The 25,527-nt window shown below is 46.9% G+C and carries 24 protein-coding genes and 1 tRNA gene; 20 read left to right on the plus strand and 5 right to left on the minus strand.

Annotation, left to right across the window (positions count from 1 at the left end; all coding sequences use genetic code 11):
* The first annotated feature begins 26 nt into the window (after positions 1–26).
* From IS446_RS13755 to IS446_RS13770, 4 genes are all read left to right on the plus strand, one after another.
* Entirely contained in the window at positions 27–1,205 is a 1,179-nt protein-coding gene (locus IS446_RS13755; protein WP_203061336.1) for an acyl-CoA dehydrogenase family protein, read from the plus strand.
* Between the two features lie 449 nt (positions 1,206–1,654).
* Complete coding sequence (locus IS446_RS13760; RefSeq protein WP_203061337.1) at positions 1,655–2,506, plus strand: CHRD domain-containing protein; 852 nt, start codon at positions 1,655–1,657, stop codon at positions 2,504–2,506.
* A gap of 222 nt (positions 2,507–2,728) precedes the next feature.
* Positions 2,729–3,943 carry a DNA polymerase IV gene (gene dinB, locus IS446_RS13765; RefSeq protein WP_203061338.1) on the plus strand — a complete coding sequence of 405 codons (1,215 nt, stop codon included), beginning with the start codon at positions 2,729–2,731 and terminating at the stop codon, positions 3,941–3,943.
* A gap of 44 nt (positions 3,944–3,987) precedes the next feature.
* Positions 3,988–6,948: a DNA polymerase III subunit alpha gene (locus IS446_RS13770; RefSeq protein ID WP_203061339.1), complete on the plus strand. Its 2,961-nt coding sequence runs from the start codon at positions 3,988–3,990 to the stop codon at positions 6,946–6,948.
* A 121-nt stretch (positions 6,949–7,069) separates the two neighbouring features.
* On the opposite strand, the gene IS446_RS13775 is transcribed toward IS446_RS13770, so the two are convergent.
* Positions 7,070–7,594: a DUF456 domain-containing protein gene (locus IS446_RS13775; RefSeq protein ID WP_203061340.1), complete on the minus strand. Its 525-nt coding sequence runs from the start codon at positions 7,592–7,594 to the stop codon at positions 7,070–7,072.
* Between the two features lie 193 nt (positions 7,595–7,787).
* Between IS446_RS13775 and IS446_RS13780 the strand changes: the two genes are divergently transcribed.
* The 5 genes from IS446_RS13780 to IS446_RS13800 all read left to right on the plus strand — a co-directional run bounded on the left by IS446_RS13780 (position 7,788) and on the right by IS446_RS13800 (position 11,705).
* Positions 7,788–8,153 (plus strand): BlaI/MecI/CopY family transcriptional regulator, encoded by a 366-nt coding sequence (locus IS446_RS13780; RefSeq protein ID WP_203061341.1) that lies wholly within the window; start codon positions 7,788–7,790, stop codon positions 8,151–8,153.
* Entirely contained in the window at positions 8,150–10,075 is a 1,926-nt protein-coding gene (locus IS446_RS13785) for a M56 family metallopeptidase (protein WP_203061342.1), read from the plus strand. The genes IS446_RS13780 and IS446_RS13785 overlap by 4 nt, the downstream gene beginning before the upstream one ends.
* Positions 10,076–10,228: 153 nt before the next feature.
* Positions 10,229–10,705: an energy transducer TonB gene (locus IS446_RS13790; protein ID WP_203061343.1), complete on the plus strand. Its 477-nt coding sequence runs from the start codon at positions 10,229–10,231 to the stop codon at positions 10,703–10,705.
* 76 nt (positions 10,706–10,781) lie between these two features.
* The gene (ruvC, locus tag IS446_RS13795) at positions 10,782–11,336 is read left to right on the plus strand and encodes a crossover junction endodeoxyribonuclease RuvC (protein WP_203061344.1); all 555 of its coding nucleotides are present in this window, start codon (positions 10,782–10,784) and stop codon (positions 11,334–11,336) included.
* A gap of 9 nt (positions 11,337–11,345) precedes the next feature.
* Positions 11,346–11,705: a hypothetical protein gene (locus tag IS446_RS13800; protein ID WP_235996512.1), complete on the plus strand. Its 360-nt coding sequence runs from the start codon at positions 11,346–11,348 to the stop codon at positions 11,703–11,705.
* Here IS446_RS13800 and IS446_RS13805 read toward each other — a convergent pair.
* Positions 11,702–12,025, minus strand: coding sequence for an alpha-ketoglutarate decarboxylase (locus IS446_RS13805; protein ID WP_235996513.1), 324 nt, complete (start codon positions 12,023–12,025; stop codon positions 11,702–11,704). The two genes, IS446_RS13800 and IS446_RS13805, sit on opposite strands and share 4 nt — an antisense overlap.
* A 323-nt stretch (positions 12,026–12,348) precedes the next feature.
* Between IS446_RS13805 and IS446_RS13810 the strand changes: the two genes are divergently transcribed.
* Entirely contained in the window at positions 12,349–15,156 is a 2,808-nt protein-coding gene (locus IS446_RS13810) for a 2-oxoglutarate dehydrogenase E1 component (RefSeq protein ID WP_203061345.1), read from the plus strand.
* Positions 15,157–15,255: 99 nt separating this feature from the next.
* On the plus strand, positions 15,256–16,479 hold the full coding sequence (gene odhB / locus IS446_RS13815; protein ID WP_203061346.1) for a 2-oxoglutarate dehydrogenase complex dihydrolipoyllysine-residue succinyltransferase: 1,224 nt from the start codon (positions 15,256–15,258) through the stop codon (positions 16,477–16,479).
* Positions 16,480–16,539: 60 nt separating this feature from the next.
* Here odhB and IS446_RS13820 read toward each other — a convergent pair whose 3' ends face one another.
* The gene (locus tag IS446_RS13820) at positions 16,540–16,980 is read right to left on the minus strand and encodes a retropepsin-like aspartic protease family protein (protein WP_203061347.1); all 441 of its coding nucleotides are present in this window, start codon (positions 16,978–16,980) and stop codon (positions 16,540–16,542) included.
* Positions 16,981–17,033: 53 nt separating this feature from the next.
* Here IS446_RS13820 and IS446_RS13825 point away from each other — a divergent pair, with 53 nt between their 5' ends.
* The 9 genes from IS446_RS13825 to IS446_RS13865 all read left to right on the plus strand — a co-directional run bounded on the left by IS446_RS13825 (position 17,034) and on the right by IS446_RS13865 (position 23,433).
* Positions 17,034–17,801, plus strand: coding sequence for a TatD family hydrolase (locus tag IS446_RS13825; RefSeq protein ID WP_203061348.1), 768 nt, complete (start codon positions 17,034–17,036; stop codon positions 17,799–17,801).
* A gap of 57 nt (positions 17,802–17,858) precedes the next feature.
* Positions 17,859–18,986: a 1-acyl-sn-glycerol-3-phosphate acyltransferase gene (locus IS446_RS13830; protein WP_203061349.1), complete on the plus strand. Its 1,128-nt coding sequence runs from the start codon at positions 17,859–17,861 to the stop codon at positions 18,984–18,986.
* Complete coding sequence (locus tag IS446_RS13835) at positions 18,983–20,008, plus strand: asparaginase (RefSeq protein ID WP_203061350.1); 1,026 nt, start codon at positions 18,983–18,985, stop codon at positions 20,006–20,008. Before IS446_RS13830 ends, IS446_RS13835 begins: the two co-directional genes overlap by 4 nt.
* A gap of 81 nt (positions 20,009–20,089) precedes the next feature.
* Positions 20,090–20,177 (plus strand) — tRNA-Ser (locus IS446_RS13840).
* A 75-nt stretch (positions 20,178–20,252) separates the two neighbouring features.
* Positions 20,253–21,056, plus strand: a complete 804-nt coding sequence (locus IS446_RS13845) for a MotA/TolQ/ExbB proton channel family protein (protein WP_203061351.1) — start codon at positions 20,253–20,255, stop codon at positions 21,054–21,056.
* Positions 21,057–21,085: 29 nt separating this feature from the next.
* On the plus strand, positions 21,086–21,520 hold the full coding sequence (locus IS446_RS13850) for a hypothetical protein (protein WP_203061352.1): 435 nt from the start codon (positions 21,086–21,088) through the stop codon (positions 21,518–21,520).
* A gap of 1 nt (position 21,521) precedes the next feature.
* The gene (locus IS446_RS13855) at positions 21,522–22,145 is read left to right on the plus strand and encodes an ExbD/TolR family protein (protein WP_203061353.1); all 624 of its coding nucleotides are present in this window, start codon (positions 21,522–21,524) and stop codon (positions 22,143–22,145) included.
* Positions 22,146–22,160: 15 nt separating this feature from the next.
* Positions 22,161–22,643 (plus strand): ExbD/TolR family protein, encoded by a 483-nt coding sequence (locus tag IS446_RS13860; protein ID WP_203061354.1) that lies wholly within the window; start codon positions 22,161–22,163, stop codon positions 22,641–22,643.
* A gap of 91 nt (positions 22,644–22,734) precedes the next feature.
* Positions 22,735–23,433: a porin family protein gene (locus tag IS446_RS13865; RefSeq protein ID WP_203061355.1), complete on the plus strand. Its 699-nt coding sequence runs from the start codon at positions 22,735–22,737 to the stop codon at positions 23,431–23,433.
* On the opposite strand, the gene IS446_RS13870 is transcribed toward IS446_RS13865, so the two are convergent.
* On the minus strand, positions 23,428–24,033 hold the full coding sequence (locus IS446_RS13870; protein ID WP_203061356.1) for a hypothetical protein: 606 nt from the start codon (positions 24,031–24,033) through the stop codon (positions 23,428–23,430). The two genes, IS446_RS13865 and IS446_RS13870, sit on opposite strands and share 6 nt — an antisense overlap.
* Positions 24,033–25,487: an RNA polymerase factor sigma-54 gene (gene rpoN, locus IS446_RS13875; RefSeq protein WP_203061357.1), complete on the minus strand. Its 1,455-nt coding sequence runs from the start codon at positions 25,485–25,487 to the stop codon at positions 24,033–24,035. The genes IS446_RS13870 and rpoN overlap by 1 nt, the downstream gene beginning before the upstream one ends.
* Between the last annotated feature and the right edge of the window lie 40 nt (positions 25,488–25,527).

Consider the following 25,527-nt stretch of genomic DNA (forward strand, 5'->3'; position numbering starts at 1 on the left):
CCTTTGGAGACCTAATTATGAAAACCATGAAGCCAGACCTGTTTGAAGCACCAGACTATTACCAGATAGACGACTTATTATCTGAAGAGCATAAGCTTGTTCGCGACGCTACCCGTCAGTGGGTAAAGCGCGAGGTATCACCCATTATAGAAGACTTTGCACAACGTGCCGAATTCCCCAAACAAGTATTGGGCGGATTGGCAGAGATAGGAGCATTCGGACCCTATATTCCTGAGGAGTATGGAGGGGCCGGATTGGACCAGATCAGTTACGGACTCATCATGCAGGAGATCGAACGTGGCGATAGCGGGATCCGTTCTACGGCCTCGGTGCAATCGTCATTGGTGATGTATCCGATCTACACCTATGGTAGTGAAGAACAAAAAAAGAAATACCTGCCAAAGCTCGCAGCCGGAGAACTCGTAGGATGCTTCGGACTTACCGAGCCTAACCACGGATCGAACCCCGGAGGTATGGAAACCCGCTTCAAGGATATGGGTGACCATTACCTGCTTAATGGGGCTAAGCTGTGGATCTCTAACTCGCCTTTTGCCGATATCGCTGTGGTGTGGGCAAAGAATGAAGAAGGACGTATTCACGGACTTATCGTAGAGCGTGATATGGAAGGATTCTCTACTCCGGAGACCCATAACAAATGGTCGTTGAGAGCCTCGGCTACCGGAGAGTTGATCTTTGACGATGTAAAAGTGCCTAAAGAGAATCTTTTACCCGGGAAGAGCGGACTCGGAGCGCCGCTAGGGTGTCTTGATTCGGCCCGTTACGGGATCGCCTGGGGAGCTATAGGCGCAGCCATGGATTGTTACGATACGGCCTTGAGATATGCTAAAGAAAGAACCCAGTTCGGGAAACCCATTGCAGCCTATCAGTTGCAGCAAAAGAAGCTGGCCGAGATGATCACCGAGATCACCAAGGCACAACTCCTGGCCCTGCGTTTAGGGCAGCTTAAGAATGAAGGGAGGGCCACTACCGCCCAGATCTCCATGGCCAAGCGCAACAATGTGGAGATGGCTATCAAGATCGCCCGTGAAGCCCGTCAGGTCCTCGGAGGTATGGGAATTACCGGAGAGTACAGCATCATGCGACATATGATGAACCTCGAAAGTGTGATCACCTACGAAGGGACACATGATATTCACCTGCTCATTACCGGGGCAGATATCACCGGAATACAGGCATTCAAATAAAAAAAGCGGCTCTCGAGCCGCTTTTTTTTGTTACGAGGTTACGAAGTGTGAGTTGATAATCGGAAATATCCCCTCCTTCCTAAGGAGCGGTGGCCGTAGGCCGGGGTGGTTCTTTGTCCTTGCGAGCTCCGCTTCAGCGTGGCTTGGCAACCTCCCGAACTTTTTGAACAGTACTTTTAAAAGTAACGTTCTTCTTCCCCTCTCAGGGAGGACCGAGCGTAAAGAAAAGGTCCGGTGGACCTTTTTAGTGATGGGGCCAGCCGACGCGTTGGCCACTTCAGCTTTGCTGAAGACAGAAGGGGTTAATGGTATATGCGCTTGTTGCATATACGCCTGCCTAAAAGCCAAACTTCTCCTGTGATCTTAGATAATTCGACCTTGTCTAAACCGCTGAATAACAGTGCTTTTTGTATCTTGAAAGGGAATCTGAAATCAAAAATGGAGAAAATATGAGAACATGTAGTAAGTATTTGAGAATTTCAACCCTGTTTTTTACGCTGTTATTTCTGAGTTGCAGCTCAGATGATGATGGGGGAAGCGGAAACCCTGGTGATGGAGATCCTACCGAGGTGAATTCTACCACCTATAACCTGAATGAAGTGGCAGCGTCTGGTGTGAGTGGTACAGCAAGATTTGTGGAATTAAGCGATGGAAGTGTTACCATAGAGCTTGATTTGAATGGCACCCCAGCCGACGGACAACATCCGGCACATATTCATTTTAATACAGCGGCAGAAGGGGGAGGTATTGCCGTGACCTTGGGTACAGTTGATGGAAGTACCGGGGAAAGCACCATAAATGTAACCACCTTTGATGATGGTTCGGCGCTTAGCTATGCCGATCTCATCGATTACAATGGCTATATTAATGTGCATCTGAGTAGCGAAGAATTGTCGACTATCGTAGCTCAGGGTGATATCGGACAAAATGTGCTTACAGGTGAGTCTGTATCGTATACACTTGCTGAGGTTGAAGGATCGGGAGTTTCAGGAGAGGTTACTTTTGAAGAAAGGGTTAATGGTACTGCTTTGGCAACGATCATGCTTTCAGGAACCCCGGAAGGAGGTATGCATCCTGCTCACATTCATGCGAACGATGTGATTGAAGGTGGAGGCATCCTTGTAAGTTTCAATATGGTCGATGGAGATTCAGGAATGAGCAAGACCCAGATCTCGCAATTTGATGATGGCAGTCCGTTGGGTTATCAGGATATTCAAGGGCTTGATGCTCATGTGAATGTGCATTTGAGCGCTGAACAACTGGCAGTTGTGGTCGCCCAGGGTAATATCGGGGTCAATTAGACTACTTGAAGATCGAAAAAAGATTAGAATACAGTATATAAGCATAGGAGTCCTTGCAAAGGGGCTCCTTTTGTTTTTAGGGCTAGGGGACTGTCTCCCTATTTCCCTTTCCTGTCTGCCGTAGCCTTGGCGAAGATTGACTTCTCTATTCCCCATTTTTAACAAAATCCCTGCACCATCGTAATGGAATAATTCCTAATTTTGGGAAAAATTCCAATAAAAATGAACAGGACCATCCTCCACCTCGACCTCGATACTTTTTACGTATCGGTAGAGCGATTGATCGACAGCCGACTCAAAAAGCGGCCGCTTCTCGTTGGGGGTACCAGCGACCGGGGGGTGGTGGCAGCTTGTTCGTATGAGACCCGTGCCTTTGGAGTGCATTCGGGCATGCCTATGAAGATGGCCAGACAGCTGTGTCCGGAGGCTGTGGTGATACGCGGTAATGCAGGTGTGTACAGTAAGCATTCCGATATGGTTACCGACATTATCAAAGAGCAGGTGCCTGTATTGGAAAAGTCGAGCATCGATGAGTTCTATGCCGACCTCTCCGGGATGGATCGCTTCTTTGGGTGTTATAAATACGCATCCGAATTGCGGCATACCATTACCAAAGAAACGGGACTCCCTATTTCTTTCGGACTCTCGGTAAATAAGGTGGTCTCTAAGGTGGCTACCAATGAGGCCAAGCCTAATAATCAGCTCAAGATCGATTACGGATTCGAAAAGCCGTTCCTGGCGCCTTTATCCATTAAAAAGATCCCTATGGTGGGCGATAAGACCTATCAGACCCTGCGCAATCTCGGACTCAAACAGATCAGGACCATACAGGAAATGCCAAGAGATATGATGCATTCGGTACTTGGGATGAATGGAGTCACGATCTGGGACAGGGCTAATGGCATCGACACCTCTCCGGTGATCCCCTTTAACGAACTTAAGTCGATCTCTACCGAGCGTACCTTTGATAAGGATACCATCGATGTGGTGCGACTTCGCGGACTCCTTACCGCCATGACCGAGAACCTGGCCTTCCAGTTGCGTCGCGGCGATAAGCTTACGGCCTGCGTGGCAGTGAAGATCCGCTATTCCGATTTCAATACCTATACCAAACAGCTGCGTATCCCGTATACCAGCGCCGACCATATTCTGATCCCTGCCATCCTGGATCTCTTTGAAAAACTTTATAACAGGCGATTGCTGGTGCGCCTTATCGGGGTGCGCTTTAGCCACCTGGTGGGAGGCCATTACCAGATCAACCTCTTTGACGATACCCGGGAGCGCCTCGATCTCTATGAGGCCATGGACAGGATTCGCGAACGATTCGGGGAACGTAGCGTACTGCGTGCCGCTGCCATGGATGCCCGGACCATCGGACGCATGTACAATCCGTTTAATGGCCAGCCACCACCGGTACTGGCGCATAGAAAACAGTAGTCATTCACAATTCACCATTCATCATTCACCATTCACTATAACCCTTGTACCTCAATTGCCATACATATTACAGTCTGCGTTTCGGAACCTTCTCCGAGACCGATCTCCTCGAACTGGCCCGGGAGATGGAGGCAGGGTGTATTGCCCTGACCGATATCAATAATACCTCGGCCTGTCTCAACTTTGTGCGTAAAGCTTCGGAGTATGGGGTGCGTCCCTTATTGGGGGTCGATTTTCGTAATGGAGTGAAACAGGAATTCGTGGGACTGGCAGCTGATAATAACGGATTTTATGAGCTTAACGATTTCCTCTCCGATCACCTGCATCGCGGGGTTGCGTTCGATAAGCGTGCGCCTCATTTTAAGCATGCCTGGGTGGTCTATCCCTTTGAGAAGGTGCTGGAGGAAGAGATGGCGCAATTCAGGGAGAATGAGTTTATCGGGGTTTCTGTTGCCGACCTGCGTAAATTGCCCTTTTCCCGTTATATCAATGAACATCGCGACCGTTTGGTGGTGCAGCAACCGGTAACCTTTCGCAATAAACGGGATTTTAATGCGCACCGGTTGTTGCGGGCTATCGATAACAACATCCTGTTGAGCAAGCTCGATAAAAAGGAGGAAGCTTCAGAAGATGAACGTATGTATCCCATGCCAAACCTGGCCATGGCCTTTCGCGAGCATGCCTTTATCCTCGAGAATACCCGGAGGCTTATGGAGCAATGTGCGATCGAATTCGACTTCTCCGACTCCAAACCCATGCAGAACCAGCGCAGCTATACCGGTGACGAAGAAGCCGACTGGCAGTTGCTTCGCGAGCTCTGTGAAAAAGGGCTGCCTTATCGCTACCCCGTGGCAGGCCCGGACATCATGGAGCGTATAGAAAAAGAGCTGTCGGTGATCAGGGAGATGAATTTTGTATCCTACTTTCTCATCAATCACGATATTATCACCTATGCGAAAAGCAAGGGGTATTTTCATGTAGGCCGGGGGAGTGGTGCCAATAGTGTGGTGGCCTATTTGCTAGGGATCACCGATGTGGATCCCATGGAGCTTGATCTCTATTTTGAGCGCTTTATCAATCGCTACCGTACGAGTCCGCCCGATTTTGATATCGATTTTTCCTGGCGCGACCGCCAGGATGTGACCCGGTATATCTTTGAGCGGTTTCCGAACGTAGCCCTGCTGGGAGCCTATGTAACCTTTCAGTACCGGGGGGTGGTACGCGAACTGGGTAAGGTGTTCGGACTTCCTAAGGAAGAGATCGACAGGCTCAGTGATGAGCGCAAGGTGATGCAGGACCTCGATGAGACGGCCCGGTTAGTGATCAAATACGGACAACTCATTCATGGGATGCCTAATTATGTGAGTATCCATTCCAGTGGGATCCTTATCAGTGAGCGGCCCCTGCACTGGTTTTCGGCCACCAATATGCCCCCTAAAGGATTTCCTACGGTGCAGTTCGATATGCATATCGCCGAAGATGTGGGGCTGTATAAGTTCGATATCCTCGGGCAACGCGGACTCGCAAAGATCAAGGAGGCAGTGGCCATTATCCGTGAGAATCAGCCGGAAGCTCCTCCCTTCGATATTCATGATATACGAAGCCTCAAGCAGGATGAGAAGATCAACGCCATGGTGAGTCGGGCTCAGTGTATGGGGTGCTTTTATGTCGAGTCACCGGCCATGCGCATGCTGCTTAAAAAACTGGAGGTCGATAATTACCTGGGGCTGGTGGCAGCGAGTTCGATCATTCGTCCCGGAGTGTCCAAAAGCGGAATGATGCGGGAGTATATTCTCCGCCACCGTGATCCCGAGCGCAGAAAAGACGCCCACCCGGTGATGCGGGAGATCATGCCCGATACCTATGGGGTTATGGTCTACCAGGAAGATGTGATCAAGGTGGCCCACCATTTTGCCGGACTCACCCTGGGGGAGGCCGATGTACTGCGGCGGGGGATGAGCGGGAAGTACCGCTCCCGGGAAGAGTTTAAGAGGGTCGAAGATAAGTTTATTGAGAATTGCCGGGAGAAAGGTTATGCCGAAGAGATGATACAGGAGGTGTGGCGGCAGGTGGCAAGCTTCGCAGGGTACGCCTTTGCGAAAGGGCATTCGGCCTCTTATGCCGTGGAGAGCTATCAGAGTCTTTTTTTACGGGCCTACTTTCCGCTGGAATACATGGTGGCGGTGCTCAATAACGGGGGCGGATTCTACCGTACCGAGATCTATGTCCACGAAGCTCGAATGCTTGGCGCTACTATCCATGTGCCCTGTGTGAACCGCAGCTTTCCGCAGCATACCATACAGGGTAAGGATATTTATTTGGGATTGTTGGTGCTGCAGGAACTGGAAGAGCGTACCGCTTTGAATATCGTCAGGGAACGTTTGCAGGAAGGTGAATACCGGTCGTTAGACGACTTCGTAGACCGGGTGCGTATTGGCATCGAGCAGTTGTCGATCCTGATACGTATCAATGCCTTTCGCTTTACCGGCGTCGATAAGTACGAGCTGCTTTGGCATGCCCATTTTAAACTGGGAGTGAGTAAGAAGCCCGAATTACAGCAGCGGTTGTTTCGGCCGCCCCATCGCGATTTTGAGATCCCCGTATTGCATACGACCGACCTGGAAGCCGCCTTCGATCAGATCGAGTTGCTGGGGTTTTGCCTTTGCAGTCCGTTCGAATTACTGAAGGAGAAGCCTCTGAATGATCATACCACCAAAGATCTGGAGCGCTTTCTGAATCGGAATATCGATATCTATGGCTATCTCGTAACCGTAAAGCGCACCAGAACCCAGCACGGGAAAGAAATGAACTTCGCCACCTTTATTGATCAGGTGGGAGAGGTGTTCGACTGTACCCTGTTTCCGCAGGTCGCAGCCAAGTATTATTTCAGAGGGAAGGGGATCTATCGCCTCTATGGTAAGGTGGTCGATGAGTTCGGATTTCTGAGTATCGAGGTGATCAAGATGCGTAAGGAAGAGTACGTGGAAGACCCGAGGTACAAGTAAAGTTATAAGGTTACGGGGTTACGAGGTTATGAAGTTGCTGGTTGTCTTTAAGAGAGGCAAAGCGACAAAGCAATTTTTGCCTTTGTCATTCATGTCTCCCTTGTTACCGTTGTCACCCCCGTCACCCTTGTAACCAATCAAAAGAAAAGATCTCCCCTTTGTACTCCCATACCTTCCAGATGAACATGCCAATATAGATCATGGCAATGAGAAACTTTAAAAAGGTTCCGGTAAGGAATCCGAGGAAGGATCCGAAGGCGGCCTTTAGGGCTTGTTTGTGTTCAGCCTTATTGATGAGTTCTCCTGCGAGGGCCCCGAGAAAGGGCCAGATAATAATACCAAAGATCCCGAATATCGGGAATACCAGGGCAACCAGGAGTCCTACAGTGGTACCCCACACGCCGGCCTTACTACCGCCAAAGCGCTTGGTGCCCGCTGCCGGAATGATATAGTCCAGTACCACCACTAAAAGGGCTATAAAGAGTGTAACGCCCAGTAAGGTCCAATTCATGGGGACACTTTTGGTGAGGTAAAGCAGCAGGAGTCCGACCCAACTGAGCGGTGGTCCGGGCAGTGCCGGCAGAAAACTTCCCAGCAGTCCGATAAGCATGAGGAGAAAGCCAATAAATACGAGCAGTATGTCCATAGTTGAGGTTTGTGATAGGACGAAGATAAAGAACCTTTGTTACATTTTTTAAACTAAAACTTTAGTTTGAACTAATTATTTAGTTATATTTGAATATCTGCTGATCAGTTATTTAGGTTTATTGAGTTGTTTTAAGGCTTGAAAAATTTAAGGCTCCGGCAGAATGAACCACACTTTAAAACGCAAGAGTGACATGAAACAATTAACCAAGGCAGAAGAAGAAGTAATGCAGGTGTTATGGAAGCTGGAAAAGGCCAGTGTGAAGGCTATGATCAAGGAATTTCCTGATCCTAAGCCGGCTTATAATACGGTTTCGACCATTGTTCGTATCCTGGAGACCAAGGGTTTCGTTGATCATGAACAAAGGGGGAAAGGGTATCTGTATTTCCCGGTGGTTGCAAAAGAAGAATACAGTAATCAGTCGATCAATTCGGTAGTGGAAAAATACTTCCAGGGATCCTTTAAAAGCATGGTCTCCTTCTTTGTGAAGAAGAATGACCTGAGCATGAAAGAAATGGAAGAGATCATGAAGGAGATCGAAAAAAATAAGGAGTTATGATACGTTATTTGATCATCATGTTGAGTTGCCAGCTGTTGTTTCTGCTGGTATACGATCTGTTCCTGAAAAAAGAGACCTTCTTTAACTGGAACCGGGTGTATCTCCTGGTAACACCCCTGTTATCTTTGGTAATTCCGTTCATTCGACTGGATGCGCTCACTACGACGGCTCCTGAAATATTGTCTGCGGCAGCTCCGGCGATCTTTTTGGAGCCTCAGGCGGTAAGTGCAGTGCAAGTTGTTGCTCAGGAGTCAGGAAACAACCTTAATACGTGGGAGTGGTTGGCTATTGCGGGAAGTAGCGTTGCCTTCCTTTTCTTTGCTTACAAATTGCTTTTGCTTCTGCGATTAAGGCAAACAGGATTCATTCGTCGTTTTCGTGATTATTTGCAGGTCGAGGTGCCTCAGAGCGAGATCGCCTTCTCCTTCTTCAGGCAGATATTTCTCGGAAATAAAGTATTGGAACGTAAGCACGATCACATTATCGAACACGAGCTGGTGCATATACGGGAAGGACATACCTGGGATCTGCTGTATTTTGAAGTGCTCCGTATCCTTTTCTGGTTCAATCCGCTGGTTTATGTGTTCCAGGCTCGTATCACTGAGCTTCACGAATACATCGCCGATGCTAAAATGGCCGGTAACGGAAAAAAGGAAACCTATCAATATTTACTGGAAGAGGTCTTTCAGACTCAGAAGATCTCCTTCGTCAATTCATTCTTCAATCATTCATTAATCAAAAAACGCATTGTTATGTTACATCAAAATCGATCGAAACAGATCAGGAAGTTCAAATACCTGCTAATGATCCCCCTGCTGTTGGGGATGTTGGTGTATACCTCTTGTGAGCAGGAAGTTGATTCTACAAAGTCCTCCCCGGTGGAAGGCCTGGATCCTCAAGTACAAAAGTATTACCATGAGTATAAGGCCATGATCGAGTCGGGTGCCGATATTTTTGAGCTCACTAAAGATATTTACAGTAAAACTCCAGATGGAGAGATCATGTCTGAAGAGTATTTCTACCGCACCGGAGCCCTTTGGCTTTTAAAGAAAGAGACTTTCGATGAATCTGTTGGTCTGAGTGATGAGCTGAAAGAGGAGTTAGACCGGCTGGTTAAAATGACTTACAAGCAATATCTGATGACTAAGAAGCAGGAGAAAAATCCTGTATACACGTTTACCTCAATTGCTGAAAAACCTTCGTTTCAAGTTCCTTGTGAAGAAGGAGCGGACGCTTTCACCTGCTTTAAAGAGCAATTGGATGACCATGTGATAAAAACGTTCCGTTATCCGGAGGAGGCTCGGGAAAAAGGGATCCAGGGAAGAGTATATCTGAACTTTAAGATCGATACCGATGGAAGTATTTCCATTCTTCAGACCCGCGCGCCCCATGAACTCCTGGATGCTGAGGCTCGCAGGATCATTGAATCCTTACCAAAACTCAATCCGGGGAAAAAGGCCGATGGCACCCCCGTACCGATCACCTTTGCATATCCGATCATTTTTAAGTTGGGAGATGGCGTTGAAGCTGATAGTGAATCTGTGGTGGTAAAGAATGATATTGCGGGGTCTTCGGAAGTACCCTTTACGACGATTCCTGTGAAACCCAGTTTTAAAACACCCTGTGCAGATGGTCAGGAGGCTTTTGCATGCTTTAAGGAGAAACTAAATGCGCATGTAATAGCAACCTTTCAGTATCCCGAAGAAGCCAAAGCAGCAGGGATCGAAGGAAAGGTTTACCTGAACTTCAGAATTGATACCGACGGTAATGTGAAGGTCATCAATTCAAGGGCACCACATGAACTGCTGGATACCGAGGCTCGGAGGATCATTGAATCGTTGCCCGTTCTCAATCCCGGGGGAGATGAAAATGGAAATCCGGTGCCTGTAAGTTTTGCTTATCCGATTGTTTTTAAGTTGTAATGACATATTTTTAAGTTGAGTGAAAAAGGCTGGAATATCATGTTCCGGCCTTTTTACTTTAAGGGAGCTCGGGCCTTTCTCCACTTCGTCAATTGACAACGATTAGTTCTCTATTTCTGAAAAAATCGTATTTTCCCCTCACAAAGAATCTTCATGCAAAAACTGGCCCTGATCATTTGCTGTTTCCTTTTGGTTTCTTGTGATCTTTTTGATTCCAAAAAAGTATCGCCGGAAGAGATCGTCCGCGAAGAGATGAAAAGTATCAATTGGAACGATGTCGATCATTTCCCGATCTTTCCTTCCTGCGATGAAACCGCCAACAGGCAGGCGCAGCAGCTTTGTTTTCAGCAAGAATTTACCGAACAGATCTACCGAACCCTAAGCAAGCACCAATTGGTGGTGCGCAAAAGATTTCAGGATACGGTAAAGGTCCAGTTGCTTATAGATAGTAAGGGTAAGATCTCTATCATATCGATCAATAAAAGCGAGGAAACCGAAAAAATGCTCCCTGCCCTCGATGGACTGATCGAGCTGGCTGTAAATCGAATGCCTAAGGTGTATCCCGCACTAAAGCGCAATATTCCTGTAAATACCCGGGTGGTCATGCCGGTGGTGCTCAAAATGGATTGATCACAGTTAATTAAACTTCTTCCCGTATTTTATGCGTTAATTTGCATCGTCGGGTAATGGCATAAATCAATAGCTCTTGAAGAACGAAAGAATTATTTTAGGGATCGATCCGGGAACTACCATCATGGGGTTCGGACTCATTAAATGCGTGGGGCAGCATATCACGCTGATCCAGCTGGATGAACTTATCCTTAAAAAGTATACCGACCATTACCTGAAACTTCAGAAGATCTTTGAGCATACCATCGGATTGATAGAGGCGTATCATCCGGATGAGATCGCTCTTGAAGCGCCTTTCTTTGGTAAGAATGTACAGTCTATGCTTAAATTGGGCCGTGCCCAGGGGGTAGCCATGGCTGCAGGTCTTTCACGACAGATCCCTGTTACCGAATATTCCCCCAGAAAGATCAAAATGGCCATTACCGGTAAGGGTAGTGCCAGTAAGGAACAGGTGGCCCGCATGCTGCAAAGTATTGTGGAGCTCAAGACCCTCCCTAAGAATCTGGATGCGACCGACGGACTCGCCGTTGCGGTGTGTCATTTTTACAATAGCGGGAAGGTGGTTGCAGGAAAAAGCTATTCCGGATGGGAGGCTTTTGTAAAGCAAAACGAATCCCGGGTAAAAAAATAGTTGAGCGTTATGGGGGGAGAAATGCAAAAGGTAGAAACGATACAGGAATTACTTTCGGTGGCGTCTGCAGAAAACCTGTACCCGAAACTGATAGCCCAGCTCAATAAGGACCTGGCCTATGCCAATCACGAACACAGCTTCCCTTCAACCATTGCTCCGGAAGAACTCAAAAGGGAATTACATGAAGTTGTTTACCACCTGGTGAATGATCGTTTTGCCGATTATCTCAATCTCTTGTACATCATCGATGTTTCAGAGGCTCAGGTGCGAAAGCTTGACGGGAGCGATCTTGTTAAGCTCGCTGCACAGGTGTCTTTTTTGATCCTGAAACGGGAATGGCAAAAGGTGTGGTATAAGAACCGCTATTAGAAGTAGACCCTGAAAAAGGGTGCCCAGGCATTGGCGTAGATGCTTTTCCTGCTGTCGTACAACACATCGTAACGTACCCCTACCGTTACAGGCCCCGTATTATAACCTGCTCCCAGGAACAGCGCCGGATACCAATAATCCTGATCGGCAATAAGATCGCTGTCAAAATCTCTCGCAACCCGTAACTCTTCGAACTCTGCAGAAAGTTGTACCTGTGGTACCGGACTAAAGAGTCCGATAAGGCTCCCTCCAAAAATGGTCGATTTGTAAAAGTTGTCTTCTGCAGCGTAGCTAAAATTGAGTCCTGCCCCTAATGCCATGGACCGATTTACCTGGTAGATGGCACTTGGAGCCAGGGTGGCCGAGAAAAAATTGTTTCCAAAACCGAGGCCGACGCTTCCGCCAAAGCGAATATTCTCAGCAAAGCCCCTTTTTTGAGTGGGGGGATAGCTTTGGGCGTTAACGTTTGCGTAAAAAAACACCGCTAAAAATAGGGGTGTGAAATGTTTTAAGAAAAAAAACGAAGGTATTCTCATAATTCTTTATGATGGGTTATAAATATACTAAAATTGAATGCTGTTTTTCGCAATTATTGTACTTTTGTCAGTAAAATTTTGCCATTTAACGGCCTTGAAAAGAAAACATGGATAAATATTCCTTTTTAAATGCGGCTCACACCGCTTTTTTTGCGGAGTTATACGACCAATATTTAATAAATCCCGATAGTGTAGAACCTAGTTGGAGGGCCTTTTTTCAGGGCTTCGACTTCGGAATGGAGAGTGCTTCTCCCGAAGAGTTGAGGCAAGCCCTGGAAGATGAAACCTATATGGTTGAAGTTCCTGCAACAGGCGAAAAGTACGAGATCTCTACCGACGTTCATAAGGAGTTCCAGGTGATACGCCTTATCGATGCCTACAGGGGAAGAGGACACCTCTTTACCAAGACGAATCCCGTGCGCGAGCGGAGAAAATACGCCCCTACCCTGGCTCTGGAGAATTTCGGCCTTTCCAACAAGGATCTGGAAACCGTTTTCAGTGCAGGAGATGTGTTGGGGATCGGCCCGTCTACCCTTAAGGAGATCGTAAGACACCTCGAAGCTATCTACTGTGATGCGATCGGAGTTGAGTATATGCATATTCGTCACCCTGAGATCGTTCAGTGGATCCAGGAGTGGCTCAACAAGAATGATAATCACCCGAAATTTAGCGAAGGACAGAAAAAACACATCCTCAGGAAGCTGAGTGAAGCTGTGGTTTTTGAGTCGTTTCTCCATACCAAATACGTCGGGCAAAAACGTTTCTCTCTGGAAGGGAATGAGTCGCTTATCCCGGCCCTCGATGCTATTGTCGAAATGGCAGCAGGAATGGGCGTGAAACAATTCGTTATGGGAATGGCTCACCGCGGTAGGCTTAATGTGCTTACCAATATCTTCGGTAAGAGCGCTAAAGACATCTTTAGTGAGTTCGAAGGAAAAGATTATGAGGTAGCCGCCTTTGACGGGGATGTGAAGTATCACCTCGGGTGGACCAGTGATCGACTTACCGATAACGGGAACAAGATCAATATGAATATCGCTCCAAACCCATCCCACCTCGAGACCGTTGGTCCGGTGGTGCAGGGGATCACGCGGGCAAAGCAAGATCAGCATACACCCGATGACCTGTCTAAGGTGTTGCCTATCGTTGTACACGGCGATGCGGCTATTGCCGGTCAGGGAGTGGTTTATGAGATGGCGCAAATGGCCGGTCTTGATGGCTACAGAACGGGAGGTACGATCCATGTGGTTGTGAACAACCAGATCGGATTTACCACCAACTACCTGGATGCGAGAACCTCTACCTATTGTACCGATGTAGGTAAGGTGACCCTGAGTCCGGTAATGCACGTTAATGCAGATGATGCGGAGGCCGTGGTGCACGCTGCTGCCTTTGCCCTGGAATACCGTATGCGTTTTGGGCGCGATGTGTTCATCGACCTGCTCGGATATCGAAAGTATGGCCATAATGAGGGGGATGAGCCCCGATTTACCCAGCCTAAATTGTATAAGGCTATCGCCAAGCATGAGAATCCACGTGATATCTATGCGCAGCGTTTGATCTCAGAAGGTCTTGTCGATGAGTCGTATGTTAAAGATCTCGATGCAAAATACAAGTCCGGCCTTGAAGAGCACCTGGAGGATTCCAGAAAAGAAAGTCTAACGGTGATCAAACCGTTTATGGAGGACGAATGGAAAGGACTTAGCAGGGTGAAGCGCGATGGGATGTGCGAGTCTATCGACACCTCTTATCCGAAAGATAAGCTCGCTGCTATAGCCAAGGCCATTACTACCCTGCCGGAAGACAAGAAATTTATAAGAAAGATCCAGCGTCTGGTCGGGGAGCGTTATAAGATGTTCTTCGAGAAGGATCAGCTGGACTGGGCTATGGGAGAGCTCCTGGCCTATGGCTCACTATTAGAAGAAGGTCACGGGGTGCGCATCTCAGGACAGGATGTGGAGCGCGGTACCTTTTCCCACCGTCACGCGGTGATCAAGGTTGAAGATTCGGAGGAAGAAGTAATACTTCTTAATGAATTAGGAGATCATCAGAACGGACAGTTCGATATATACAATTCCCTGCTTTCAGAGTATGGGGTGGTAGGGTTTGATTATGGGTATGCCATGGCCAATCCGAATACCCTGACCATTTGGGAGGCGCAATTCGGGGATTTCAGTAACGGAGCACAGATCATGATCGACCAGTACATTACTTCTGCTGAAGATAAGTGGAAGATGATGAATGGATTGGTGATGCTGTTGCCGCACGGATATGAAGGTCAGGGTGCAGAGCACTCTTCGGCCCGCATGGAACGTTACCTGCAATTGTGTGCTAAAGACAATATGTATGTAGCCGATGTAACCACTCCGGCTAACTTTTTCCACTTGTTGAGAAGACAGATGAAGGCGACCTTTAGAAAGCCGTTGATCGTATTTACACCTAAGAGCTTGCTGAGGCATCCTAAAGTAGTTTCTTCTGCTGAAGAATTGGCGAATGGAAGTTTCCAGATGGTGATCGATGATCAGGAAGTGAAGAAAGATAAGGTGACTTCGGTGGTATTCTGTACCGGGAAGTTCTATTACGACCTGCTTGCGGCCAGAGAAGAAAATGGTAGAGATGATGTGGCGCTCGTTCGACTCGAACAGCTATTCCCGCTACCGGAAGAAAAGATCCGTGAGGTGATCGCCGGATATGCCAATGCCAAAGAAGTGGTTTGGGCACAGGAAGAGCCCCGTAATATGGGGGCGTGGTCGTACCTGTTGCTACACCTTCCGGAAGCCCGGGAGTTCAGAGTGGCTTCAAGACGATTCTATTCGGCGCCGGCAGCAGGAAGTGCTACCCGATCGAAGATTCGTCATCAGGAGGTTATCGACTATGTTTTTGATGCGTCAAAAGACAATATGGTGCGCAGATAACAAAGAAAATTAAAAGAGGAGATCAGATATATTTGTATCAGAAAAGCCTCGAAAACCATAAACTAATCAAGAATTTTTTAAGACTAAAATAGGATACAGATGATTTTAGAAATGAAAGTCCCTTCGCCGGGAGAGTCTATTACAGAAGTAGAGATCGCGCAATGGCTGGTAGAAGACGGTGATTACGTTGAAAAAGACCAGGCGATCGCTGAGGTTGATTCTGATAAGGCTACCCTGGAATTGCCGGCAGAGGCAAGTGGGATCATCACCCTAAAAGCCGAAGAAGGTGATGCTGTAGCTGTGGGAGAAGTGGTGTGTTTGATCGATACCAGTGCCGAAAAACCTGCTGGTGGAGCAACGTCTGAGCCAAAGGCGGAAGAAGAAAAAGCTCCTGCTAAAAAAGAAGAAAAAGAAGCGCCTAAGGAAGCGCCTGCTGCCGACACTTATGCCAGCGGAACAGCAAGTCCTGCGGCCAAAAAGATCCTTGCCGAAAAAGGCATCGACCCTAAAGAAATAAAAGGAACCGGAAAAGACGGACGAATTACCAAAGACGACGCGGTTAAGGCGGTGCCATCCATGGGGACCCCTGGCGGAGGAAGTCGTGGCGTATCCCGTTCGAAGCTTTCTATGCTCCGCAGAAAAGTGGCCGAACGTCTTGTTTCTGCCAAGAACGAGACGGCCATGCTTACCACCTTCAATGAGGTGGATATGAGTCCGATCTTTGCGCTGCGTAGCCAGTATAAAGAAGACTTTAAGGCCAAGCACGGAGTGAGTCTCGGATTTATGAGTTTCTTCACCAAAGCTGTGGTTCGCGCCTTGCAGATGTATCCTGCTGTGAACTCCATGATCGACGGTAAGGAAATGATCACCTATGATTTCTGTGATATTTCTGTGGCTGTTTCAGGGCCAAAGGGACTCATGGTTCCGGTAATGCGTAATGCCGAAAATCTGAGTTTCCGCGGGGTAGAGCAGGAGATCAAACGTCTGGCTATTCGCGCCCGTGACGGACAGATCACTGTGGATGAAATGACCGGGGGAACCTTCACCATTTCCAATGGAGGGGTGTTTGGATCCATGTTGTCTACGCCAATTATCAATCCGCCGCAATCAGGTATCCTCGGGATGCACAATATCGTAGAGCGTCCGGTTGCTGTTAATGGTAAGGTAGAGATCAGGCCTATTATGTATGTGGCACTGTCTTATGACCACCGTATCATTGACGGAAGAGAGTCGGTTGGATTCCTGGTGGCTGTAAAAGAGGCCCTCGAGAATCCGGAAGAACTTCTTATGGATAACAATGTTAAGAAAGCACTGGAGCTGTAAGCGACCGGTGAATGAATATAAAGGCCGTCAAATCCTCTGGGTTTGGCGGTTTTTTTATGCTCATACCCTCAAATACAACGCCTTCTTGTCGTAATCTATAATAGCCTTGCCTCTTTTGAGGATATCGGAGCCAATAATACCATTAACAGGGGAAGCATTATGGTTAATGAGGGCCTGGTTTACATGCGTAAGGTCAAAGAGCACGATCTTGATCCTTTTTCGTGACCAGTTGCCAATGGTGATCTCGTTCTTTTTGGAGATCTCTGTGGGCATATTAGAGGCGCCGGCTCCTGCAGCCCTGATGTCTGATGCCTCTGAGTTTAATTTGAACTTTTCGATACAATCGAGTCCGATACAGGTGCTGGAAGCTCCTGTGTCAAGGATGAACTTGCCTGCAACACCATTAATAGCGGCGTCCATTTCGAAGTGATTGGTCTTGGTTCGGGTAAGTTTGATTCTGGTGTATTCTTTGTCGTTGAGAAACTTTTTAAGGCTGGTCATGATCTTCCCATGGTTTTCACAAATATAGCCGATTAAACTGTTATTTTTGCGCCATGATTTTAACAGATACTCATACCCATTTGTACAGTGAGGCCTTTGATGAAGATCGGGACTCGATGATGCAGCGAGCTTTAGATGCGGGGGTTGAACGCTTTTTTATTCCTGCGATCGACGCCTCCTACATACCGTCCATGTTGCAATTGAAAAAGGATTTTCCCGATCATATCTATCTTATGGCGGGCTTGCATCCTACTCATGTGAAAGAAAATTTCAGGGAAGAGTTGGAGCAGGCAAGACAAATGATGGAAGCGCATAAGGTGTATGCGGTAGGAGAAACAGGAATAGACCTGTACTGGGATAAGACCTTTGTTAAAGAGCAGCAGGAGGCTTTTCATACCCAAATTGGATGGGCTAAAGAAAAAGGACTTCCGGTGGTGATCCATTGCCGTGATGCTTTTGAAGAGGTGTTCGAGGTGTTGGAAGATGAGAAAGATGATAAACTTTTCGGGATCTTTCATTGCTTTACCGGGACCGAAGCCCACGCTCAGCGTGCTATCGATTGTAATATGAAGCTGGGTATCGGTGGGGTTGTCACCTTTAAGAATGGTAAGATCGATAAGTTTCTGGGTGATTTCCCTATTGAGCATATGGTGTTGGAAACCGATTCGCCCTACCTGGCGCCGGTGCCATACAGGGGGAAGCGCAATGAAAGTGCCTACCTCTTGCAGGTGGCAGAAAAAATGGCTCAGATCTATGGTCTGAGTGTGGAAGAAGTAGCCCGGATCACTACCGAAAATTCGCAGACTGTTTTCGGAATTTAAAAGGGCCCTTTGCGGTTTCTGAAAATTTCGTTGTTTTGTGGTCTAAATAACCAACCATTGATAACAATAAACGACATACGACCCTATCATGACGAGGAAGTTAATGAGGTGCTTTGCAGCTATGTGAGGCATCCCATGTTTCAGGCCTTGCTAGATTTCACCTTTCCGGATAAATCCATGCAAGAAGTGGTGGCAGAGGTGAAGGCCTGTCACTCGATTTCCGATTTCCAGACAAGGATCGTCTATCAGAGTATTCGTCAGGTATTGGAGCGCTCTTCAGATGGATTTACTACAGAAGGGTTTGATAGGCTCGATCCGGATACGGCATACCTGTTCATCTCGAATCACCGGGATATCGTACTTGACACTTCCTTATTGAATGTAGCCTTGCACGATCACGGTCAGATCATGACCGCATCGGCTATTGGTGATAATCTGGTGCGCAAATCGTTTCTGCTGGCCCTGTCCAGGCTGAATCGTAATTTCCTGATCTTTCGTAAACTCGGCGTCAGGGAAATGCTTCAAAGCTCCAGAGTGGTTTCTTCGTATATAAGAGAGTTGATCACCGGAGTGAATCGCTCTGTTTGGATCGCTCAGCGCGAAGGAAGAACTAAAGATGGAGACGACCGTACCCAGCAAGGTGTGCTTAAGATGATCGCCCTGGGTAGCGATGAAGAAGATCTGATGCCGTACTTCAAGAAGCTGAAGATCGTGCCTGTGGCTATTTCTTATGAATTTGATCCCACCGATATGCTCAAAATGCCGGAGCTAATGGCCAAGCATTACGATCAGGAATATATAAAGTCGGAAAACGAAGATTTTAATAGTATCTTGAAGGGTGCAACGGGACAAAAGAAGCGCATACATATTTCGGCCTCAGCACCTCTGGCTGAAGAGCTGGATGAGATCGCCGCCAGCGGACTCCCTGTGAACAAGCAGTTGCAAATGCTTACGGAGTTGATCGATCTCAGGATCCATAAGCACTACAGGTTGTGGCCATCCAATTACATTGCTTATGACCTGCTTCATGAGACCAGTGCCTTTGCTTCGGAATACACCGATAAGGAGTTGCGTCAGTTTCAACGCCGTATTTTACGTCGGGTAGACGATAATGATCCGGTGGCGCTGGAGAACTTTTTAAAGATGTACGCGAATCCCGTTGTCAATAAAATGCAGGAAGCATGAAGAACAGGAGTAAGATATTGCTTATTTACACAGGAGGTACCATAGGTATGATCAAGGATTATAAGACCGGGGTGCTTCGCGCTTTTGATTTCGATAAGCTTCTGATGCGTATTCCTGAATTATCCCATCTCGATTGTGAGATCGACACCTATGCCTTTGAAGATCCGCTGGATTCGTCTAATATGGATCCCGATCACTGGGTGCGTATAGCGAGCCTGGTGGAAGAGCACTACAAGCAATACGACGGGTTCGTGGTGCTGCACGGTAGTGATACCATGAGTTATTCGGCCTCGGTATTGAGCTTTATGCTTGAAAACCTGGCCAAGCCTGTAATATTGACCGGTTCGCAATTGCCTATCGGAGATCTTCGTACCGATGCTAAAGAGAACCTGATCACGGCGATAGAGATCGCATCCTTAAAGAAGAACGGCAGGTCGGTGATCCGGGAGGTGTGTTTGTATTTTGAGTACAAGCTCTACCGCGGTAATCGCACTACAAAGATCAATGCCGAACATTTTGAAGCCTTTGCTTCGATGAATTTTCCGCCCCTGGCAGAAAGCGGAGTGCATCTTAAGGTAAATCACCAATACCTCCTGCCAACGAGCAAAAAACCGTTGAAAGTGCATAAAGAGCTGGATAATCGCATCGCTGTGATCAAGCTCTTTCCGGGTATCACCAGGTCGGTGATCGCGGCACTAATGCTGCATGCTGAGGTGCGGGCAGTTATTTTGGAGACCTATGGAGCAGGAAATGCACCTACCAGTACGTGGTTCACCGAATTGATCGAAGAGGCCATTGCTCAGGGTAAGCATGTGGTCAATGTGACCCAGTGTTCCGGAGGGAGTGTCATGATGGGGCATTACGAGACATCATCTCATCTTAAGCGACTTAAGGTGATCAATGGTAAAGATATCACCACGGAGGCTGCCGTAGCCAAACTTATGTACCTGCTCGGACAAGGCGTGGGGCCTAAGGTTTTCAAGACGATCTTCGAAACTTCCCTGCGTGGGGAGATGGTTTAAAATTAACGACGAGAATTTTATCAACTGAAAAAAAATTCGTTATTTGGCGCTCCAAATGTCGTAAGACGTCAAATAGAATACAGAGAGGTGGCCGAGTGGTCGAAGGCGCACGCCTGGAAAGTGTGTATACGGCAAAACCGTATCGAGGGTTCGAATCCCTTCCTCTCTGCTTTGTATTTAACATTTAATAACATTTTTTTTTTATCTTTAACCCTATTAACTAACAAATTTAAGTTTAGAAGAAATGAAAAGACTATTCTCTATTCTGGCTGTAGCCGGATTATTAGCTTTTACTGCGCCTAACGCCAACGCTCAGGATGAGGCTTCCGCTGTAACTGAAAATACCTCAGAAATCGTTGCAGCTGATGACGCTGCTGTTGCTCTTGTACAGGATGAGGCTGCTCCCGCAGAGGAGACAAGAACCTTCCACCAAGAGCTTAAGAATCGTTTCATCGAGGGTGGTGCAGGATTCATGGGGATCGTACTTCTTTGTTTGATCCTTGGTCTGGCTGTAGCTATCGAAAGAATTATCTTCCTTAATATGGCTACTACCAACACTAAAAAGCTGGCTCAAAATGTAGAAGATGCTCTTGCCTCTGGTGGTGTTGAAGCTGCTAAAGAAGTTTGTCGTAACACTAAAGGGCCTGTTGCTTCTATTTACTATCAAGGACTTGACAGAATGGACGAAGGTGTTGAAGCCGCTGAGAAAGCAGTTGTTGCTTACGGTGGTGTGCAAATGGGACAACTTGAGAAAAACGTTTCCTGGTTATCTCTCTTCATCGCGATCGCTCCGATGCTTGGGTTCATGGGTACAGTAATTGGTATGATCCAGGCATTTGATAAGATTAGTGCTGCGGGTGGACTTGATGCATCGCTTATTGCAGGTGATATTAAAGTGGCACTTCTTACTACAGTATTTGGTCTTATTGTGGCTATTATCCTTCAGATCTTTTACAACTACATCATCGCTAAGATCGATAGCATTGTAAACGACATGGAAGATGCGTCTATCACTTTGGTAGATATGCTCGTAGCTCACAAAAAGTAATTTTTTAACAAGACCAAACAAAAAAGAATATGTACAGAATAGCTAAAATATTAGCGATCATATTAGGAGTTGCAGGACTTGTGATATGGGTGATGATTGCCCGTAACGACGACCCCGCTTCATCTGGTATGGTTGATTTAATGATCAATCTGGGGAAATGGATGACTATAATCACTGCAGTGGTAACCTTCGCGTTGGCCATCTGGCAGTTGATCACCCACCCGGAGAAACTGAAAAGAGCACTGATCTCTCTGGCCGTATTTGCGGTTGTTATTTTGGCAAGTTACTTCGTACTTTCTTCAGGTACCGATATTAACCTGGAAAGACTTGCTGCGAAAGGGATCTCAGTAGACGAAGGAACTTCAAGAACGGTAGGTGCCGGACTTTGGGCCTTTTACCTTCTTGCACTTATCGCCATCGTCTCTATGTTGTACGGTGGAGTAAAAAAGCTTTTAAACAACTAATATGGCAAGAAGAGGTGGAGCACCGGAAGTAAATGCAGGATCTATGGCAGATATTGCGTTCTTACTCCTGATCTTTTTCCTGGTTACGACAACCATTGAAACAGACGCAGGACTGGACCGTAAGTTACCGCCTATGGATGATGCAACACCGGAAGATGTAATTATCAAACAAAAGAACATATTTACCGTAGAGGTAAATAAGAATAACCAACTGTTGGTAGAAGAGAACCTGATGCGTCTCGAAGATCTGAGAGCTGCAGCAGTGAAATTCCTCGACAACGGTGGGGGTGTAGGTGAAGAAGGAGAGCGTTGTGACTACTGTCGTGGAGACAGAGACCCGGCGTCTTCGGATCACCCTAACAAAGCGGTTATCTCCCTGAGAAACGACCGTCTGACACAGTACAGTACTTATATCGCTGTACAGAATGAATTGGTAGCAGCTTATAACGAGCTTCGTAACAGGGAAGCAGAACGCCTTTTTGGCCGTTCCTTTACGGATATGGAAGCAGATTATCTTGATCCTAAAACTCAGCAGAGTGTAAAAGATGAGCTGAAGCCAAGAATTGAAAGAATCCAGGGAATGTATCCACAGAAACTGTCGGAGGCAGAACCAAAGAGTAACTAAAATTCATTAAAGACTATGTCAAGATTTAAAAAGAAAAAAGATGGAGAAGTTCCTGCGGTATCAACTGCATCATTGCCGGATATCGTATTCATGCTCCTGTTCTTCTTTATGACAGTGACCGTAATGAAAGATAGCTCTTTGATGGTTCAAAATGAATTGCCTTTCGCTTCTGAAATTACGAAACTGGATAAGAAGGATCGAGTGATCTATATCTATGCCGGTAAGCCAAGTGCAAGATACCAGGATACTTACGGTAGTGCGCCGAAGATCCAGCTGAACGATAAGTTCGCCGATGTATCTGATGTAGCTGCATACGTGCTTGCAGAAAGAGCTCAGAAACGTGAAGAACTGCAAAACGTTCTAACCACTGCGCTTAAAGTAGATATGGATACGAACATGGGTCTGATATCAGATATCAAACAGGAATTGCGTAAAGTAAATGCATTGAAGATCAACTATACGACAAGATCAGGAGATGCATTCAGAAATATGCAATAATCCATTTCGAATAAACTTTTATTAGTTAGAAAACGCTTCCGCCTTTTTTGGTTGGAAGCGTTTTTCTTTTTAATACCTTAGACTCGTGGTTATGAAAAAAGCTGTTTCCTCTATTATTTTGCTCTTGAGCCTCTGGCCTGCTTTTGGGCAGCTGGATAGTCTCGCCGTGCAGATCAATGATGAAAAGTATTTTGAAGACCAGTTCTATGTTGGGGTGTATTACAATGCCTTGCTCGATCAGCCTACCGATATCGGACAAAGTAAATTGTCTTATGGGGTGCATGGCGGATTTATAAAAGATCTGCCCCTGAACAAAAGCCGTACGGTAGCCATTGGCCTTGGGGCCGGTTTGGCTTATCAGAGTATTAATACCGAATTGCGCGCCCGTAAGTTGAGTAATGGGACCATTGTCTATAATCCTGTAGCCCCGGGACTAACTTACAGAAGGAACACCATATCTTTCGCTTCTGCAGAGCTTCCTTTGGAATTACGCTGGAGAGCATCCTCGCCCACCCGGTATAAGTTCTGGCGGGTATATGCCGGATTTAAATTGAACTACATATTGGAGGCTCGTTCGAGCTTCGTTACCCAGGATGTTAAGGAGAGTTTTAAGAACGATGATGTGAATTCATGGTTGTACGGTACCTACCTGACCTTTGGATATAACACCTGGAACTTCTACATCTATTATCAGCTTAACACCTTATTTGAGGAAGGGGTACAGACTGCTTCCGGGGAACCTATCGATTCCAGGTCGTTGCAGGTGGGGCTGATGTTCTATATCTTATAACCAGTACGAAAATGTGATGAGCTGGGTAATTGCTCCTAGTAACACGCCGGTGGCAAGCTCATGGGTTTTATTTGCCCTTTGATACAGTCGGGCCGAGGCTACGATGCCCATGATCAAAAAGAGGATGGAAAGCCCCAGGGTAATGTTCTTTTCGTAGTGAAAAGACAATCCTAATACAAATGTCGTGAGGCCGCCAATGCCTAACATATGCAGGCTTACCTTGTAGTTAAAATAAATAAGGAAAAGGGTTGCTAAAAGTGCTCCTATGATGCCGACAAAATAAAAATGTAGCTCACTGGAATAGCTGGACGGAATGATCTTGATCAGGGCAATATAACTTATGGCGATGTAAATGTATAGGGGTATTTTACGCGTTTTGGCTTCATACAGGTTCGTTCTGCTTATCCACCCCAGGTTCCTTAACAAAAAGAAAAGCAATACCGGAATAGCTGCCGTAACGATAAAAACGGCCGCCAGAATGGCTCTGATGTTTTCCGGGGGGCTGAACCTCGGCGTAATGAGAAAATACGCCAGCGTGCCTCCAAACGCTATGAAAAGCGGATTAAACAGGAAGCTTATGAGTTTGGGGATTAATTTCATCAGATCTCTTTTCTTAGACGGGCTACGGGTATGTTAAGTTGCTCCCTGTACTTAGCTACCGTTCTACGGGCTATCGGATAGCCTTTTTCCTTTAGTAATGCGGCCAGCTTATCGTCGGTAAGTGGCTTTCTTTTATCTTCCTCTTCAATGAGGTTTTCCAGGATCTTTTTGATCTCCCGCGTAGATACATCCTCGCCCTCCTCGTTCTTCATGGCTTCGGAGAACAGATCCTTAATGAGTTTGGTGCCATACGGCGTGTCGACATATTTGCTGTTGGCTACCCTGGAAACGGTAGAAACATCCATATCGATCTTATCGGCAATATCTTTTAAGATCATCGGCTTCAGGTTGCGCTCATCACCGGTAAGAAAGTAGTCCTTCTGGTAGTGCATGATCGCATTCATGGTCATGTACAGGGTTTCCTGTCGTTGTCGCACGGCATCGATGAACCATTTTGCTGCATCCAGCTTTTGCTTGATGAACATGACCGCATCTTTTTGGGATTTCGACTTTTCCTTGGAATCCTTATAGCCTTTGAGCATGTTGTTGTACTCCCGGGAAACATGCAGCTCGGGTGCATTACGGCCGTTTAGGGAAAGCTCCAGTTCGCCATCGATGATGCGAATGGTGAAATCGGGAACCACATGTTCTACGATACGGTTGTTACCGGAATAGGCACCTCCGGGTTTTGGGTTGAGCTTTTCGATCTCATGTATGGCATCGCGAAGTTCTTCTTCGTCAATGTCATGGCGCTTCATGAGCTTTTTGTAGTGCTTTTTACTGAAGGGTTCGAACGAACGCTCCAGGATGTCGATGGCCAGGTCTACTGCGGGAGTAGGGGTTTTGCTTTTAAGCTGAAGGAGGAGGCATTCTTCCAGATTTCTGGCGCCTACACCTGCGGGATCCAGCTGGTGTACGACCTGCAACACATGTAGTACTTCCTTTTCGTCTGTGTAGATATTCTGGGTAAAAGCGAGGTCATCTACCAGGTCGGCAAGATCACGGCGTATATAACCGCTCTCATCAATGCTTCCTACAAGGAATTCTGCGATCTCGTATTCCTGGGGCTTTAGCCTGTAGGTATTCAGTTGATTGATCAGGTACTGGTGGAACGTGGTTCCTGCGGCATAGGGTACTTGCTTGTCTTCGTCGTCACTGCTATAGTTGCTCGACTGCAGGCGGTATTCGGGGATCTCATCGTCACTCAGGTACTCATCAACGTTAATGTCGTCTGCATTGATCTGTTCACTGTCATTATCCTGGTAGGGATCCTCCATGTCGTGCTCGGGCAGGTCAATTTCCTCCTTGCCGCTTTCCAACGCCGGATTCTCCTCTAATTCCTGCTTCATGCGCTGTTCAAAGGCCTGGGTGGGCAATTGAATAAGCTTCATCAGCTGGATCTGCTGAGGAGATAGTTTTTGAGATAATTTAAATTGGAGCGACTGCTTTAACATTACTTCTTTGTGCTTTGTATAAAAATAAAAAAACTAGCCA

The organism is Robertkochia sediminum, assembly GCF_016786255.1.
In the GTDB taxonomy this organism is placed as follows: domain Bacteria; phylum Bacteroidota; class Bacteroidia; order Flavobacteriales; family Flavobacteriaceae; genus Robertkochia; species Robertkochia sediminum.

Coding starts and splice junctions, on each gene's coding strand:
- IS446_RS13755 (WP_203061336.1), top strand. CDS start 27: ATGAAGCCAGACCTGTTTGAAGCACCAGACTATTACCAGATAGACGAC.
- IS446_RS13760 (WP_203061337.1), top strand. CDS start 1,655: ATGAGAACATGTAGTAAGTATTTGAGAATTTCAACCCTGTTTTTTACG.
- dinB (WP_203061338.1), top strand. CDS start 2,729: ATGAACAGGACCATCCTCCACCTCGACCTCGATACTTTTTACGTATCG.
- IS446_RS13775 (WP_203061340.1), bottom strand. CDS start 7,594: ATGGACATACTGCTCGTATTTATTGGCTTTCTCCTCATGCTTATCGGA.
- IS446_RS13780 (WP_203061341.1), top strand. CDS start 7,788: ATGAAACAATTAACCAAGGCAGAAGAAGAAGTAATGCAGGTGTTATGG.
- IS446_RS13785 (WP_203061342.1), top strand. CDS start 8,150: ATGATACGTTATTTGATCATCATGTTGAGTTGCCAGCTGTTGTTTCTG.
- IS446_RS13790 (WP_203061343.1), top strand. CDS start 10,229: ATGCAAAAACTGGCCCTGATCATTTGCTGTTTCCTTTTGGTTTCTTGT.
- IS446_RS13800 (WP_235996512.1), top strand. CDS start 11,346: ATGGGGGGAGAAATGCAAAAGGTAGAAACGATACAGGAATTACTTTCG.
- IS446_RS13805 (WP_235996513.1), bottom strand. CDS start 12,025: ATGGCATTAGGGGCAGGACTCAATTTTAGCTACGCTGCAGAAGACAAC.
- IS446_RS13810 (WP_203061345.1), top strand. CDS start 12,349: ATGGATAAATATTCCTTTTTAAATGCGGCTCACACCGCTTTTTTTGCG.
- odhB (WP_203061346.1), top strand. CDS start 15,256: ATGATTTTAGAAATGAAAGTCCCTTCGCCGGGAGAGTCTATTACAGAA.
- IS446_RS13820 (WP_203061347.1), bottom strand. CDS start 16,980: ATGACCAGCCTTAAAAAGTTTCTCAACGACAAAGAATACACCAGAATC.
- IS446_RS13825 (WP_203061348.1), top strand. CDS start 17,034: ATGATTTTAACAGATACTCATACCCATTTGTACAGTGAGGCCTTTGAT.
- IS446_RS13835 (WP_203061350.1), top strand. CDS start 18,983: ATGAAGAACAGGAGTAAGATATTGCTTATTTACACAGGAGGTACCATA.
- IS446_RS13845 (WP_203061351.1), top strand. CDS start 20,253: ATGAAAAGACTATTCTCTATTCTGGCTGTAGCCGGATTATTAGCTTTT.
- IS446_RS13850 (WP_203061352.1), top strand. CDS start 21,086: ATGTACAGAATAGCTAAAATATTAGCGATCATATTAGGAGTTGCAGGA.
- IS446_RS13855 (WP_203061353.1), top strand. CDS start 21,522: ATGGCAAGAAGAGGTGGAGCACCGGAAGTAAATGCAGGATCTATGGCA.
- IS446_RS13860 (WP_203061354.1), top strand. CDS start 22,161: ATGTCAAGATTTAAAAAGAAAAAAGATGGAGAAGTTCCTGCGGTATCA.
- IS446_RS13865 (WP_203061355.1), top strand. CDS start 22,735: ATGAAAAAAGCTGTTTCCTCTATTATTTTGCTCTTGAGCCTCTGGCCT.
- IS446_RS13870 (WP_203061356.1), bottom strand. CDS start 24,033: ATGAAATTAATCCCCAAACTCATAAGCTTCCTGTTTAATCCGCTTTTC.
- rpoN (WP_203061357.1), bottom strand. CDS start 25,487: ATGTTAAAGCAGTCGCTCCAATTTAAATTATCTCAAAAACTATCTCCT.